Origin of the sequence: Streptomyces sp. NPDC058257, from assembly GCF_042881845.1 — a bacterium.
GTDB lineage: Bacteria > Actinomycetota > Actinomycetes > Streptomycetales > Streptomycetaceae > Streptomyces.
Genome location: NZ_JBHVXJ010000019.1, coordinates 117,275 through 130,721 on the forward strand (window position 1 = coordinate 117,275; position 13,447 = coordinate 130,721).

Annotated in this window: 13 protein-coding genes; 3 read left to right on the top strand and 10 right to left on the bottom strand. The window is 70.9% G+C overall.

Features of this window, described 5'->3' with window-relative positions; translation table 11 throughout:
• Window positions 1-110 precede the first annotated feature (110 nt).
• The 5 genes from ACFVXC_RS33370 to miaA all read right to left on the bottom strand — a co-directional run bounded on the left by ACFVXC_RS33370 (window position 111) and on the right by miaA (window position 6,458).
• Window positions 111-1,598 carry a M1 family metallopeptidase gene (locus tag ACFVXC_RS33370; RefSeq protein WP_389913094.1) on the bottom strand — a complete coding sequence of 496 codons (1,488 nt, stop codon included), beginning with the start codon at window positions 1,596-1,598 and terminating at the stop codon, window positions 111-113.
• Window positions 1,599-1,709: 111 nt separating this feature from the next.
• Window positions 1,710-3,860 (bottom strand): RelA/SpoT family protein, encoded by a 2,151-nt coding sequence (locus ACFVXC_RS33375; protein WP_389913097.1) that lies wholly within the window; start codon window positions 3,858-3,860, stop codon window positions 1,710-1,712.
• Window positions 3,861-4,002: 142 nt separating this feature from the next.
• The gene (gene dapF / locus ACFVXC_RS33380) at window positions 4,003-4,881 is read right to left on the bottom strand and encodes a diaminopimelate epimerase (RefSeq protein WP_389913100.1); all 879 of its coding nucleotides are present in this window, start codon (window positions 4,879-4,881) and stop codon (window positions 4,003-4,005) included.
• 75 nt (window positions 4,882-4,956) lie between these two features.
• Window positions 4,957-5,418: a hypothetical protein gene (locus ACFVXC_RS33385; protein ID WP_389913103.1), complete on the bottom strand. Its 462-nt coding sequence runs from the start codon at window positions 5,416-5,418 to the stop codon at window positions 4,957-4,959.
• 101 nt (window positions 5,419-5,519) lie between these two features.
• A complete protein-coding gene (gene miaA / locus ACFVXC_RS33390) occupies window positions 5,520-6,458 on the bottom strand; it encodes a tRNA (adenosine(37)-N6)-dimethylallyltransferase MiaA (protein ID WP_389913106.1) in 939 nt (312 codons plus the stop codon).
• Between the two features lie 183 nt (window positions 6,459-6,641).
• Here miaA and ACFVXC_RS33395 point away from each other — a divergent pair, with 183 nt between their 5' ends.
• On the top strand, window positions 6,642-6,971 hold the full coding sequence (locus ACFVXC_RS33395) for a hypothetical protein (RefSeq protein WP_389913109.1): 330 nt from the start codon (window positions 6,642-6,644) through the stop codon (window positions 6,969-6,971).
• A 25-nt stretch (window positions 6,972-6,996) separates the two neighbouring features.
• Window positions 6,997-7,266, top strand: coding sequence for an antitoxin (locus ACFVXC_RS33400; RefSeq protein WP_389913111.1), 270 nt, complete (start codon window positions 6,997-6,999; stop codon window positions 7,264-7,266).
• Between the two features lie 157 nt (window positions 7,267-7,423).
• On the opposite strand, the gene ACFVXC_RS33405 is transcribed toward ACFVXC_RS33400, so the two are convergent.
• From ACFVXC_RS33405 to miaB, 3 genes are read right to left on the bottom strand one after another with little or no spacing between them, the layout of a single operon-like run.
• Complete coding sequence (locus tag ACFVXC_RS33405; RefSeq protein WP_389913114.1) at window positions 7,424-8,161, bottom strand: class III extradiol dioxygenase subunit B-like domain-containing protein; 738 nt, start codon at window positions 8,159-8,161, stop codon at window positions 7,424-7,426.
• 28 nt (window positions 8,162-8,189) lie between these two features.
• The gene (locus tag ACFVXC_RS33410; RefSeq protein ID WP_383270683.1) at window positions 8,190-8,474 is read right to left on the bottom strand and encodes a hypothetical protein; all 285 of its coding nucleotides are present in this window, start codon (window positions 8,472-8,474) and stop codon (window positions 8,190-8,192) included.
• A 38-nt stretch (window positions 8,475-8,512) separates the two neighbouring features.
• The gene (miaB, locus tag ACFVXC_RS33415; protein ID WP_389913116.1) at window positions 8,513-10,033 is read right to left on the bottom strand and encodes a tRNA (N6-isopentenyl adenosine(37)-C2)-methylthiotransferase MiaB; all 1,521 of its coding nucleotides are present in this window, start codon (window positions 10,031-10,033) and stop codon (window positions 8,513-8,515) included.
• An 86-nt stretch (window positions 10,034-10,119) separates the two neighbouring features.
• Between miaB and ACFVXC_RS33420 the strand changes: the two genes are divergently transcribed.
• Complete coding sequence (locus ACFVXC_RS33420) at window positions 10,120-11,115, top strand: TAXI family TRAP transporter solute-binding subunit (RefSeq protein ID WP_389913119.1); 996 nt, start codon at window positions 10,120-10,122, stop codon at window positions 11,113-11,115.
• 33 nt (window positions 11,116-11,148) lie between these two features.
• Here the strand turns inward: ACFVXC_RS33420 and ACFVXC_RS33425 are convergent, their stop codons facing one another.
• Window positions 11,149-12,564 (bottom strand): ATP-binding protein, encoded by a 1,416-nt coding sequence (locus tag ACFVXC_RS33425; RefSeq protein WP_389913122.1) that lies wholly within the window; start codon window positions 12,562-12,564, stop codon window positions 11,149-11,151.
• Window positions 12,565-12,580: 16 nt separating this feature from the next.
• Complete coding sequence (locus ACFVXC_RS33430) at window positions 12,581-13,270, bottom strand: response regulator transcription factor (RefSeq protein WP_389913125.1); 690 nt, start codon at window positions 13,268-13,270, stop codon at window positions 12,581-12,583.
• Window positions 13,271-13,447 lie beyond the last annotated feature (177 nt).

The following is a 13,447-nucleotide window of genomic DNA, read 5'->3' on the forward strand; positions in this document are numbered from 1 at the left end:
CCCCGGGCCGACCGATACCGGCCCTGAGATGCCCCCGAAGGGTTTTCCCGGACCCGCAGCGGCGCCGACCTGAAGAATGGTTGCACGGAACGGCCCGTCTCGTCACGGGGTTATTTCCCTGCGGGAGCCGCCTTACGCCAGTCCGGGTGCCCCGGCATCGGCGGCGTCTTCGCGCCGTACAGCCAGGCCTCGAAGAATCCGCTCAGGTCACGGCCGGAGACCGATGAGGCGAGCCGCACGAAGTCCTCGGTCGTCGCGTTCCCGTCCTGGTAGGTCCGCACCCAGTCACGCTCCAGACGCTCGAAGTCGCGGTGCCCGATCTCCTGCCGCAGTGCGTAGAGGACCAGCGCGCTGCCGTCGTAGACGACCGGGCGGAAGATGCTGATCTTCTGCCCCGGCTCGGGGCCCTTCGGCGCGGCGGGCGGCCCGCCCGCGGCACGCCAGCCGTCGGACTGGCGGTAGGCCTCACGCATCCGCTTCTGGAGGGGCTTCTTGGCCTTCTCCTCGGCGAAGAGTGCCTCGTACCAGGTGGCGTGTCCTTCGTTGAGCCAGAGATCGGACCAGGAGCTCGGGCTCACGCTGTCGCCGAACCACTGGTGCGCCAGCTCATGCACCATGATCGAGTCCACGTACCACTCGGGGAACTCGGGCCGCTTGAACAGGTCGCTCTCGAAGAGCGAGAGGGTCTGCGTCTCGAGTTCGAAGCCGGTCTGCGCCTGCGCCATCAGCACCCCGTACGCCTCGAAGGGGTAGCGGCCGACCTTCCCCTCCATCCAGCCGATCTGGTCCGGCGTCTTGTCCAGCCAGCGCTCCACCTTCTTGCGGTCCTTGGTGGGCACCACGTCACGTACGGGAAGACCGTGCGGCCCGGAGCGCCGCACCACGGTGGAGCGGCCGATGGAGACCTGCGCGAGTTCCGTCGCCATGGGGTGGTGGGTGCGGAAGACCCGGGTCGTGGTGGACCCGGTGTGCGCCGTGGCGACGGGCAGGCCGTTGGCGACGGCGGTGAGCCCCTTCGGGGTGGTGACGCGGAACGTGAACTGCGCCTTGTCGGCGGGGTGGTCGTTGCTCGGGAACACACGGTGCGCGGCGTCGGCCTGATTGGCCATGGCGAGCCCGTCGGAGGTGGGCACCCAGCCGCCCTCCTGGTCCTTGGCGGGCGAGGGGTCGCTGGTGTGCCGGACGGTGATCCGCATGTTCTCGCCCGGGCCGAGCGGCCGCGAGGGTGTGACGACCAGGTCCTCACCGGTGGATTCGAAGCGGGCGGGAGCGCCGTTGACCTCGACGGAGCGGACCTTGCCGTGGGCGAAGTCGAGGTTGATCCGTTCCAGCGGAGCACTCGTCCGCGCGTCGATCACCGTCGTGGCGTCGAGCGGCTTCTTGTTGTCGCCGCGGTACGTGAAGTCGATGTCGTACGACATGACGTCGTAGCCGGGATTTCCCAGATGCGGGAAGAGCCGGTCGCCGATGCCGAGCGGCTTGGCCGGTGACGGCACACTCGCGGCGAGGAGCGTGGCGGAGGCGGCCGCGGCCAGGAGCGCGGTCGCGATGCGAAGAGTCTTCGGCCGCGAGGCCTTGACCCGGGGGGTGAGCAGCATGAACTACCGCTATCAGCGCGGACCTTCCACGCCGGTGTCGGCGCGCGACATGCCACTCGAACGAGTCGCCAGTAGGCGGCTGCGGCGACGCTGACGCGCCGGAGCGCGCTGCTACGGAGTCGCCGCCGGGTGCTGGGCGCGGCTGACGTCGTACACCCCGGGCACCGCGCGCATCGCGCGCATCAGCCCCGGAAGGTGGTCCGCGTCCGGGAGTTGCAGCGTGTACGTGTGGCGCACGCGCTGCTGGCTCGGCGGCTCGACGGTCGCCGACATGACCTCGACGCCCTCCATGGCGATGGCCTCGGTGAGGTCGGCCATCAGGTGTGCCCGCCCGAACGATTCGGCGATCAGCGTGACCCGGCACTCCGCGCTGTCCCCCCAGCGCACTCCGACCTCGGCGCGGCCCACTTCCTTCATGCGTGCGACCGCGGGGCACTCGACGCGGTGCACGGTGACGACGCCGCCGCGCACGGCGAAGGCGGTCACCTCGTCGGGGGGCACGGGCGTACAGCAGCCCGCGAGCCGTACGCTCGCGCCTTCCCTGTCCACGACGGCGTTCGCCGCGGCGGGTCGGGGGAAGTCGGCGGCCTGCGGCGGGGGCGTGGGCTTCTCCGGGGACGACGCGGCGGGAGCCGACGCGGGCGCGGGGTGGGTCGTGAGCCAGCGCCGGATGGCGATCCGGGCGCCGGGCGTGCGCGCGTGGTCGAGCCACTCGCGCGACGGCCCGGACGCCGCGTCCTGCCCCATGAGCAGCTGGACCGTGTCGCCGTCCCGCAGGACCGTGCTCAGCGTCGCCAGGCGTCCGTTGACACGTGCCCCGATGCAGGCGTGGGCGTCCTCGCCGTACTGGGCGTAGGCGGCGTCCACGCAGCTCGCCCCCGCGGGCAGCCCGAGCGTGCCGCCGTCGGGGCGGAAGACGGCGATCTCGCGGTCCTGGGCGAGGTCTTCGCGGAGCGTGGACCAGAACGTGTCCGGGTCGGGGGCCGCTTCCTGCCAGTCGAGCAGGCGGGAGAGCCAGCCGGGCCGGGTGGGGTCGGCGCGCTCGCCCTCGAAGGAGTCGTCGGAAGGGGTGTCGGACGCGGTATCGGACTGCTCCTCCGCAGGAGGAGCGTACGGATTGCGCAGGGCGACGACGCCGGCCTCGGCCACCTTGTGCATCTGGTGCGTACGGATGAGGACTTCGGCGACCTCTCCGTCCGGGCGGGCCACGGCGGTGTGCAGCGATTGGTAGAGGTTGAACTTCGGTACGGCGATGAAGTCCTTGAACTCCGAGACCACCGGCGTGAAGCACGTGTGGAGCTCCCCTAGCACGCCGTAACAGTCCGCGTCCTCGTTCACCAGGACCAGGAGCCGTCCGAAGTCCGCCGGGCGCATCTCGCCGCGTTTGCGGTGCACCCGGTGGACCGAGACGAAGTGCCGCGGCCTGATGAGGACTTCCGCAGCGATGCCCGCCTCGCGCAGTACGGCCCGCACGTCGTCGGCCGTCCTTTCCAGGGGGTCGCCGCCGTCCGCCTCGTTGGCCGCGATCAGCTCCTGGACCCGGGAGTACTCCTCCGGCAGGAGGATCGCGAAGACGAGGTCCTCCAGCTCGGTCTTGAGCGCCTGTACGCCGAGGCGCTCGGCGAGTGGAATGAGCACGTCCCGCGTCACCTTGGCGATCCGCGCCTGCTTCTCGGGGCGCATGACGCCGAGCGTGCGCATGTTGTGCAGGCGGTCGGCCAGTTTGATCGACATGACGCGGACGTCGTTGCCGGTGGCCACGAGCATCTTGCGGAAGGTCTCCGGCTCGGCGGCCGCTCCGTAGTCGACCTTTTCCAGCTTCGTGACGCCGTCGACCAGATAACAGACGTCGTCGCCGAATTCCGTACGTACCTGATCGAGCGTCACGTCCGTGTCCTCGACGGTGTCGTGGAGCAGGGACGCGGTCAGGGTCGTGATCTCGGCGCCCAGTTGCGCCAGGATCAACGTCACCGCGAGCGGATGTGTGATGTACGGCTCACCGCTCTTGCGCATCTGGCCGCGGTGAGAGGACTCCGCGAGCACCCACGCACGCCGCAACGGCTCCAGATCCGCGTCCGGGTAATGGGCGCGATGGGCTTCCGCCACATGGCCGATCGCGTCCGGCAACCGGTCCCGGGCGGCGGGCCCCATCAGGGCCGCCCGGCCGAGCCTTCGCAGGTCAAGCCTTGGACGACCGCGCCTGCGCTGCGCTGCGGGCGTCACGGGCCCAGACATCGCAGGGTTTGTAGCCTCCGCACTCATGGGCACCTCCGGCTGCTCCGACCGGCGGTGAGCGGACGGCGACATGCTCCGTCCGGGCCGGTGCTTGATGCTACCGAGCCCATCACGCGCCGCTGACCGCCTCTCGCCGAGCGTGAAACGGATCACCCATTCGAGCGACAGTTCACGGGTTTACAGTTTCGAGCCATTCCGCGTCGATCTCGCCTTCGGCGACGATCACCGCGGGGCCCGTCATCTCGATCTCGCCGTCGGGCCGCTCGGTGATCTCCAGGCTCCCACCAGGCAGATCGACGGTGTACGTGACCGGCGAACCGGTCGCCTTGGGGTCCGCCCCGTCCCTGCGGGCCGCCGCGACGGCGACGGCGCACGCGCCCGTGCCGCACGAGCGGGTCTCGCCCGCGCCGCGCTCGTGCACGCGCATGGCGACGTGACGCGGGCCACGGTCGACGACGAACTCCACGTTCACGCCGTCGGGGTAGGCCGAGACGGGGCTGAATGGCGGCGGGTCGTACAGAGTTCCGGCGTGGGCCAGGTCGTCCACGAAGGCGACCGCGTGGGGGTTGCCCATGTTCACGTTGCGCGCCGGCCAGTGGCGGTCGCCCACGGAGACGGCGATGTCCCCTTCGGGGAGGAGCGCCTTGCCCATTCCGACGGTGACGTCCCCGCCGGCCGCCGCCTTGGCGATGTGCACGGTCTTCACGCCGCCACGGGTCGCGACGGCCAGATCGCCCTCGCCCACCAGTCCGGCGCGCTGCAGATAGCGGGCGAAGACGCGCACGCCGTTGCCGCACATCTCGGCGATCGAACCGTCGCCGTTGCGGTAGTCCATGAACCACTCGGCCTCGGCGGCCAGGTGGCGCGCCTCGGGGTGTGCCGCGGAGCGCACGACATGCAGCAGGCCGTCTCCCCCGATGCCCGCGCGGCGGTCGCACAGGGCGGCCACAGCGGCCGGGGGCAGCTCGATGGCGTTCTCGGGGTCCGGGACGATCACGAAGTCGTTCTCGGTCCCGTGCCCCTTGAGGAAGGCGATCCGCGTGCTCATTCCTCGATCGTACGGGGTGCCGCCGACACTCGGCCCGTACGGTACCCAGCAGAGCCCTGACCTGGTAGGACGCCGTCAGCGAAGGCGGGCGACGCGCCACACGGCGAGGACGGCGACAGCCAGGAACACCAGGGCGTACGCGCAGACGATCCGCCAGTCCGGGCGGCCTCCGGAACCGCGCTCCGGCAGCCCCGGCCAGGTGTGACCCACGCGGCGCGCGGCCATCATGCCCCAGCCCGCGGCGCAGCAGCTGATCAGGAGCCCGAGCATGGCGACGACGGCTCCGCCGTCACCGAACTCGAAGGCGAGCGGGAAGGCGAACATCAGCGATCCCGCCGCGGCGAGGATGACGATCGGTGCGAGCTGCCAGATGCGCAGACGGCGCTGCGGGCGCAGTTCGACCTCGACCTCGGCCACGGCCATCTGCTCCGGGCCGGGACCGTCGTCGATCACGCCGTCCGGTACCCCGTCGGGGCCGTCCGGGGTCAGCTCGCCGCCACCATGTGCGGTGTCACGAGGGCCGGCCTCCATCGCCATCCGCCCTCCTGCTTCGGACTCCACTGGTCGATCGATGGTCGATGATGGCACGGCGCCGGGGGCCGGGATGACCGCCTGAGCGTCCCGATGCCATCACGTGATCAGGCTGTGACCGCTCGTTCGACCAACGTCAGTGCCCGTCCCGGGAGTTCCCCTCGATCGGCCATGGCGCCGCTGAGCCAGTGCACCCGGGGATCGCGGCGGAACCACGAGTCCTGACGGCGTGCGAAGCGCTTGGTCGCGCGCACGGTCTCCGCGCGCGCCTCGGCATCGGTGCACTCTCCCGCGAGCGCCGCGAGCACCTGCTGGTACCCCAGAGCGCGCGACGCCGTACGCCCCTCTCGCAACCCGACCGCCTCCAGAGCGCGCACCTCGTCGACGAGGCCCGCGCCCCACATGCGGTCCACGCGCGTGGCGATGCGTTCGTCGAGTTCGGGGCGGCCGACGTCGACGCCGATCTGGACGGTGTCGTAGACGGAGTCGTGTCCGGGGAGGTTGGCGGTGAAGGGCTTGCCGGTGATCTCGATGACCTCGAGGGCGCGGACGATCCGGCGGCCGTTGCTGGGGAGGATGGCCTGGGCCGCACCGGGGTCGGCGGCGGCGAGGCGCGCGTGGAGCGCGCCGGAGCCCTGAAGCTCGAGCTCCTCCTCCAGGCGGGCCCGGACCACGGGGTCCGTACCGGGGAACTCCAGGTGATCCACGGCCCCCCTGACATAGAGCCCGGAGCCGCCGACCAGGATCGGCCAGCGCCCGTCGGCGAGGAGACGGTCGATCTCGGCTCGCGCCAGCTTCTGGTACTCCGCGACGCTCGCCGCCTCCGTGACGTCCCAGATGTCGAGGAGGTGGTGCGGGACTCCGTCGCGCTCTTCGAGGGTCAGCTTGGCGGTCCCGATGTCCATCCCTCTGTAGAGCTGCATGGAGTCGGCGTTGACGACTTCGCCGCCGAGACGCTGGGCGAGGAAAACGCCCAGATCGGACTTTCCTGCCGCGGTCGGCCCGACGACGGCGATGACCCGCGGTGCGGGAGCTGCTCTACTCACCGCCCCAGTCTCGCAAACACCGCGGCCACTTCCCGAACGAGCTACGTGACGCCACACCTCCGGGGTCGTTGCCTGTTGCGAGGTTCCAGCCGCCGGTTTTCGAGGACCGGCGACCCGGGCGGCGCAACAGGGCGCACCGGGCGGCGCGGGATTTCGCCCACACGAGTACCGTATGGAGTAGATATGGGCGTTTTTGCACGGTTCCGTAGGAAGTCCAAGGACACGGAAGAGGCGTCAACACCCGAGGCGTCGGCCGCCACCCTGACGGCCGAGCCGGAAGCGGCCGGGGAGTCCTCCGAGCCCGAGACCGGCAAGGAAGAGGCCAAGGCCGAAGCCGCCGCCGAGGACGAGACCGAGGCCGACACGAAGGCCGACGCCGAGACCGAGGGCAAGACCGAGGACGAGGCGGAGGACACCGAAGAGGCTGCCGCGGAGAACGTGGACATCCCGAAGCAGCAGTCCGCGGAGAAGGCCGCCGACAACGACGAGGCCGACGAGGGCGCCCGCAAGTGACTCTCCCAGCGAGGGAAGGTAACCGATGGGCTTCCTGCAGAACCTGAAAGACAAGCTCGCCCCGGCGAAGGACAAGGTCGCGGGCCTCGCGCAACAGCACGGGGACAAGATCGACCAAGGTCTCGACAAGGCCGCGAAGGCGGTCGACGACAAGACCAAGGGCAAGTACAGCGACAAGATCCAGACGGGAACGGGCAAGGCGAAGGACGCCATGGACCGCCTCGCCGGGACACCCGACGAGGGCAAGGGCCCGGGCGGCGACGCCGCCCCGCCGAAGCCCCCTCAGGCTCCCTGAACCATCGGCTGGATCACTCGGCGGTACCGGCGGCAGCACAGCGCCGGAGGACCGGCTGAGTCAGCCGACCGGGTCACTGAACGACACCGGCGGACGGCCGTGGAGCGCCACCAGCTCCGCGGCCGTCGCCGTGCGTCGGGCGCCCTGGACCAGGCCGCTACGACCAGGTGGCCACCAGATACCCGACGCCGTACGGAGCGTCCTCGTAGAGCAGCTCGCCGCTCAGGCCCGCGCCCTCGGCCGCGCCGGCGAGCACCTGCCACGGAGCCCGGCCTGCCGCCTTCAGTTCGCATGCCAGCTCCTCGTCGAGCGCCTTGAGTGCCTCGACGTCCGCCGCCCCCAGCGCACGAGCGATCTCCGCGTCGAACCCGGCCGCCCGCTCGTCGAGATACCCCGGCGCCTTCAGCGTGCGGCACGCGCTGGCATCGCCCATCACCAGCAGAGCGACCCGGTCGCCCAGCGCCGCGATGTCCCCGCCGACTCGGATACACCGCTCGGCCGCCAGAGGTTCCCCCACGCCGAGCCCCTCCAGCGGGGCCGCCGACCAATCCGTACGGTCGAGCAGCCAGGAGGCGACGGCAAGGGAGGTCGGAAGCGCACGCTCCGCCGCAGCTTCCGGGGCGCCGTCCGTGCCGTCACCGCCCGGACGCCCGAGGCGCACGTCGAGGTCCACGCCGAAACCGCGGAAGGACCCACGGGCACCCTGCTGATGCGGGCCACGCCCGCTCTGCTCGGCGGGGCCGACCACGACGAGCCGGTCGGGCCGCGAGGCCGCGAGCACTCCGATGGCGTCCGTGCACGCGGCACGCGCCGCGTCCAGTTCGGGGGCAGCGCCCGCGGCGACCTCGGGGACGAGCAGAGGCGGGCAGGGGCAGACGGCTGCGGCGACAAGCATGATCGGCAGCGTAACGCGCGCCCGCGCGCTAGTAGGCGATCGGGCCCGAGTCCCACTCCAGCTCGGAGATCGAGAAGCGGTACGGGAAGGAGCCCCCGGACGAGCCGTCGCCGATCACCATCCAGCCGTCGGCCGTGCGGTAGCGCCGCATCCGCACCGGATAGCGCGGGTGCTTGGGGCGGTACAGGCGGACGAACTCCGCGAACCGCTCCACCGCTTCCTCATGCGTGCCGTCCACCGTGGCCATCAGCTCGAACAGATGCCACGCCCCCGGCCCCGGAGGGTTCTCCATCATCAGCGCCCAGCGCGCCATCAGCCTCTCCCCGTCCCCGTCCCCGCCACTCGCCCCGGTCAGTCGCAGCCGCAGCCGCTGCCCGCGGCCACCGGGAGCGGCTCGGGGGCGCCCACCTTCGGCAGTCCGAGCATCACGCCCGCGGGCTTGGCCGCCGCCTCGGTGTTGCGCTTCTCCCAGGCGTCACCCGCGCGCGTGGGGCGCACGTTCAGGACGGGGCCCTCGGCGAGCAGGTGGTGCGGCGCCGCGTAGGTGATCTCGACTGTCACGACGTCACCGGGGCGGACCTCGGTGTCCGGCTTGGTGAAGTGGACCAGGCGGCTGTCGGGGGCGCGTCCGGAGAGGCGGTGGGTGGCGCCGTCCTTGCGGCCCTCGCCCTCGGCGACCATCAGCTCCAGGGTCCTGCCGACCTGCTTCTTGTTCTCGTCCCAGGAGATCTCCTCCTGGAGGGCGGAAAGACGCATGTAGCGCGCCTGCACGACCTCCTTGGGGATCTGCCCCTCCATGGTCGCCGCGGGCGTACCGGGGCGCTTGGAGTACTGGAAGGTGAAGGCGTTGGCGAAGCGGGCCTCACGGACCACGTGCATCGTCTGCTCGAAGTCCTCCTCGGTCTCCCCGGGGAAACCGACGATGATGTCGGTGGAGATCGCCGCGTCGGGCATGGCGGCGCGTACCTTCTCGATGATGCCGAGGAAGCGGTCCTGGCGGTACGAGCGGCGCATCGCCTTGAGGATCGGGTCCGAGCCGGACTGGAGCGGCATGTGCAGCTGCGGCATCACGTTCGGGGTCTCGGCCATGGCGGCGATCACGTCGTCCGTGAAGTCGCGCGGGTGCGGCGACGTGAAGCGCACGCGCTCCAGGCCCTCGATCTTCCCGCAGGCCCGAAGGAGCTTGCTGAAGGCCTCGCGGTCACCGATGTCCGAGCCGTACGCGTTCACGTTCTGGCCGAGCAGGGTGATCTCGGAGACGCCCTCACCGACGAGTGCCTCGATCTCGGCCAGGATGTCGCCGGTCCTGCGGTCCTTCTCCTTGCCGCGCAGGGCGGGGACGATGCAGAACGTGCAGGTGTTGTTGCAGCCCACGGAGATGGAGACCCACGCCGCGTAGGCGCTCTCGCGGCGCGTGGGCAGCGTCGAGGGGAACGCCTCGAGCGACTCGGCGATCTCGACCTGCGCCTCTTCCTGGACGCGGGCGCGTTCCAGGAGCACCGGCAGCTTGCCGATGTTGTGCGTGCCGAAGACGACGTCGACCCAGGGCGCCTTCTTGACGATGGTGTCGCGGTCCTTCTGGGCCAGGCAGCCGCCGACGGCGATCTGCATGCCGGGCCGCTTGGTCTTCATCGGCGCCAGGCGGCCGAGGTTGCCGTACAGACGGTTGTCGGCGTTCTCCCGCACGGCGCACGTGTTGAAGACGACCACGTCGGCGTCGCCGTCCGACCCCTCGGGCGCGCGTTCGTAGCCGGCGCCCTCAAGGAGACCGGAGAGGCGCTCCGAATCGTGGACGTTCATCTGGCACCCGTAAGTGCGTACCTCGTACGTTCCTTTGACGCCCACTGCCTGTCCCCGGTCTCCGCTGCTCATAGGACAAGGGTAGGCGGTCGCCGAAGTGTCCCTGCCGGGAGCCGGGCCCTGGCCATCGCGGCGAGTGGCCTGGCAGGATCGCGCGCATGCTCCAGGCACCCCACCACCTCAGCAGGCGCCGCGCACTCCAGGGTGCGGCCGCCGCCCTCGTGGTCTTCGGACTCCTGATGTGGTGGCTCGTTCCGGCGGGCGGCGACTCTCCGGAGGGCCGGATGACGTTCAGCACGGGCGTGAAGAACGCGGTGTACGAGCGGTACGGCAAGCTCCTGCGGACCGCGATCTCCCATGACATGCCCAAGGTGGACGTGAAGCTGCTCAACAGCGAGGGCTCGCAGCAGAACGTCGAGCGGGTGGCCACGGGGAGGGCCGATTTCACCGTCGCGGCGGCCGACGCCGTCGCGAAGTACCGCCAGGAGGGGCGTGCGGGCGCGGAGCGGCTGCGGGGTTGTGCGCGGTTGTACGACGACTACGTCCAGCTCGTCGTCCGGCGCTCGTCCGACATCGGTAAGGCGCAGGACCTGCGGGGCAAGAAGGTGGCCGTGGGCCAGCCGCGCTCGGGGGTGCGGCTGATAGCGAACCGGGTGCTCAAGGCCGCCGGACTCGATCCCGACAAGGACCTCACGTCGGTGGACTCCGGCATCGACACGGCGCCCGAACTTCTCAAGAAGGGCGACATCGACGCCTTCTTCTGGTCGGGCGGACTGCCGACCCTCACCGTGGCCGAGCTCTCCGAGAAGTTCGACGTCCGGCTCGTCCCGCTCGGCGACCTCGTGGACGCGCTGCACAAGCAGGGCGGGGCCTCCCGCTACTACCGGGCAGCGGTGATGCCCGCCGACGCCTATCCCGCCGTCCAGCAGAGCGAGTCCGTACCGACCCTGGCCGTGGCGAACCTCCTGGTCACCACTGACCGGGCGGATCCGAACCTGACCGAGGGGCTGACGCGCACGGTGATCGACAGCCGCGACCACATCGGTGACGAGGTGCACGCGGCCCAGCTGGTCGACCTGCGCACGGCGCTCTACACGGACCCGCTCGCCCTGCACGAGGGCGCACGCCGCTACTACCAGTCGGTCAAGCCGTAGCGCTCAGGCCGTGTCCGGCCCGGTCGGATCCCGTCAGGCCCGGGGGGCGGGTTCGCCGCGCGGGACGCCGACGGTCACCCGCAGTCCGTGCGGCTCGTGCTGTTCGTAGGCGATCGAGCCGCCGCCCGCGGTGAGCAGGGCCCGCGAGATGGACAGGCCGAGGCCCGAGCCCTGCACGTTCTGGTGGCGGTTGCTGCGCCAGAAGCGGTCGCCGATGCGGGCGAGCTCGTCCTCCGTGAGGCCGGGGCCGCCATCAGTGATGACCACGGTCGTCAGCGCACCGCTCCAGGTGACCTCCACGCGCACCTCCTCGCCCTCGGGTGTGAACTTGAGGGCGTTGTCGATCACCGCGTCCAGGGCACTGGACAGGGCGACCGGGTCGGCCCAGCCGGTGGTCGCCGGGCAGGTGCCGAGCAGCCGCACCCCACGCTCCTCGGCGAGGGGCCGCCAGGCACCGACCCGTTCGGCCGTGAGCGCACCGATGTCGGTGAGCCGCAGATCGGCTGCCGCGTGCTCGGCGAGGGCGAGTCCGAGGAGGTCGTCGAGGACCTGGGCCAGGCGCTTGCCCTCGGTACGCACGGAGGCGATCTCCGCGTTCCCCTCGGGCAGTTCGAGGGCGAGCAGCTCGATGCGCAGCAGCAGGGCGGAGAGCGGGTTGCGCAGCTGGTGCGAGGCGTCGGCGACGAAGGCCCGCTGCTGCTCCAGGACGTCCTGGACGTTGTCGGCCATCTCGTTGAACGACCGGGCGAGGCGCCGGAGTTCGGGCGGGCCGCCCGCGGCCGCCACCCTCGACTTCAGGCTCCCGGTCGCGATGTCGTGCGTGGTCGCGTCCAGGACCCGCACCGGACGCAGCACCCAGCCGGTGAGGCGCAGCGCGGCACCGACGGCCAGGAGCATGGCCGCCGACTCTCCCGCGCCGATGAGCAGCCACCCTTGCAGCGTCTTCGAACGCATGCGCCCCGTAGGTGATTCGGTGACGACGACCGCGATGACGTCCCCGTCCCTGATCACCGGGGAGGCGACGACGAGCCGGCCGCGCTGCCAGGGCCACACCTGCTGCGGATCGTGGCTCCCACGGGACCTGAGGGCCTCCTCGAAGGCCTCCCGCACCTCGGCACCCCTGGAGGGCAGGAACCAGCTCCCGGGCGCGTGAGCCATGGGCTCACGGTCCCGGAAGAAGACGCCCGCCTTGATCCCGTAGACCTCGTGGTAGTAGTCGAGTTCAGTCTGGAGGGTTTCGCGGCGTTCGTCCTTGTTCCGCGGGCGCGATCCCGTGGGACGTTTGGTGACGAACTGCGCGAGGGCCGCGAAGCGCGCCGTGTCGTCGATCCGGTCGACGACCACCTTCTGCTGCTGCGCCGCGGCCACGCTCACCGCGAGCGGGAAGCCGAGCGCGAGCAGTACCCCCGCCATGAGGACGATGAGCAGCGGGAGGAGGCGAGAACGCACCTGACCTCGCTACGCGCTACGCGGCCGGGACGACGAGCCGATAGCCCACGCCCCGCACGGTCTCGATCAGGGCCGGCATGTGCAACTTGGAGCGCAGGGAGGCGACATGCACCTCAAGAGTGCGCCCCGTTCCCTCCCAGCTGGTGCGCCACACCTCGCTGATGATCTGCTCCCGGCGGAACACCACGCCGGGCCGCTGGGCGAGAAGCGCGAGCAGGTCGAACTCCTTGCGGGTCAGCTGGACCGTCGAACCGTCCACACTGACCTGCCTGGTGGGCAGTTCGATGCGTACGGAACCGAGGCGCAGTTCGCTGTCCGCGGGCCCCGCGGCGGCGCCGGACGGGGGCCGCCGGATGACCGCGTGGATGCGGGCGATCAGCTCCCCGGTGTCGTAGGGCTTCACCACGTAGTCATCGGCACCGAGGTTCAGACCATGGATCCGCGAGCGCACGTCGGCACGCGCGGTCACCATGATCACGGGCGTCGACCCACGCTTGCGGATCTTTCCGCAGACCTCGTAGCCGTCCTGATCGGGCAGCCCCAGATCGAGGAGCACGACTCCGAAGGGTGCCGTTTTGCCGGGCAGCAGGGCCTGCAGCGCTTCTTCTCCGCTGCGTGCGTGCACGACGTCGAAGCCGTGCCTGGCCAGGACCGCGGACAGGGCCGCCGCCACGTGATTGTCGTCCTCGACGAGGAGCAGTCTCATGCGGGCCCCCTCCGGTTCATCGGTCGTTCCGTTCGCGCTCGCCGATGGCCGGTACGCGCGCGTGCACAGGCACCAAGGCATCCACGCCGATAGGTAAGGACCGCGTCAAGAGGGTTCGGGCCACGGGCACGTTCCGTTACGCAGCCGGTACGTGCGGGGGCGTCCCCTTCACGCGGA

What these genes read in the sequence shown, in the direction of transcription:
- ACFVXC_RS33405 (WP_389913114.1), bottom strand. Translation starts at nt 8,161, where the DNA reads ATGCTTGTCGCCGCAGCCGTCTGCCCCTGCCCGCCTCTGCTCGTCCCC.
- ACFVXC_RS33395 (WP_389913109.1), top strand. Translation starts at nt 6,642, where the DNA reads ATGGGCGTTTTTGCACGGTTCCGTAGGAAGTCCAAGGACACGGAAGAG.
- ACFVXC_RS33410 (WP_383270683.1), bottom strand. Translation starts at nt 8,474, where the DNA reads ATGGCGCGCTGGGCGCTGATGATGGAGAACCCTCCGGGGCCGGGGGCG.
- ACFVXC_RS33375 (WP_389913097.1), bottom strand. Translation starts at nt 3,860, where the DNA reads ATGAGTGCGGAGGCTACAAACCCTGCGATGTCTGGGCCCGTGACGCCC.
- ACFVXC_RS33385 (WP_389913103.1), bottom strand. Translation starts at nt 5,418, where the DNA reads ATGGCGATGGAGGCCGGCCCTCGTGACACCGCACATGGTGGCGGCGAG.
- ACFVXC_RS33430 (WP_389913125.1), bottom strand. Translation starts at nt 13,270, where the DNA reads ATGAGACTGCTCCTCGTCGAGGACGACAATCACGTGGCGGCGGCCCTG.
- dapF (WP_389913100.1), bottom strand. Translation starts at nt 4,881, where the DNA reads ATGAGCACGCGGATCGCCTTCCTCAAGGGGCACGGGACCGAGAACGAC.
- miaB (WP_389913116.1), bottom strand. Translation starts at nt 10,033, where the DNA reads ATGAGCAGCGGAGACCGGGGACAGGCAGTGGGCGTCAAAGGAACGTAC.
- ACFVXC_RS33370 (WP_389913094.1), bottom strand. Translation starts at nt 1,598, where the DNA reads ATGCTGCTCACCCCCCGGGTCAAGGCCTCGCGGCCGAAGACTCTTCGC.
- ACFVXC_RS33420 (WP_389913119.1), top strand. Translation starts at nt 10,120, where the DNA reads ATGCTCCAGGCACCCCACCACCTCAGCAGGCGCCGCGCACTCCAGGGT.
- ACFVXC_RS33400 (WP_389913111.1), top strand. Translation starts at nt 6,997, where the DNA reads ATGGGCTTCCTGCAGAACCTGAAAGACAAGCTCGCCCCGGCGAAGGAC.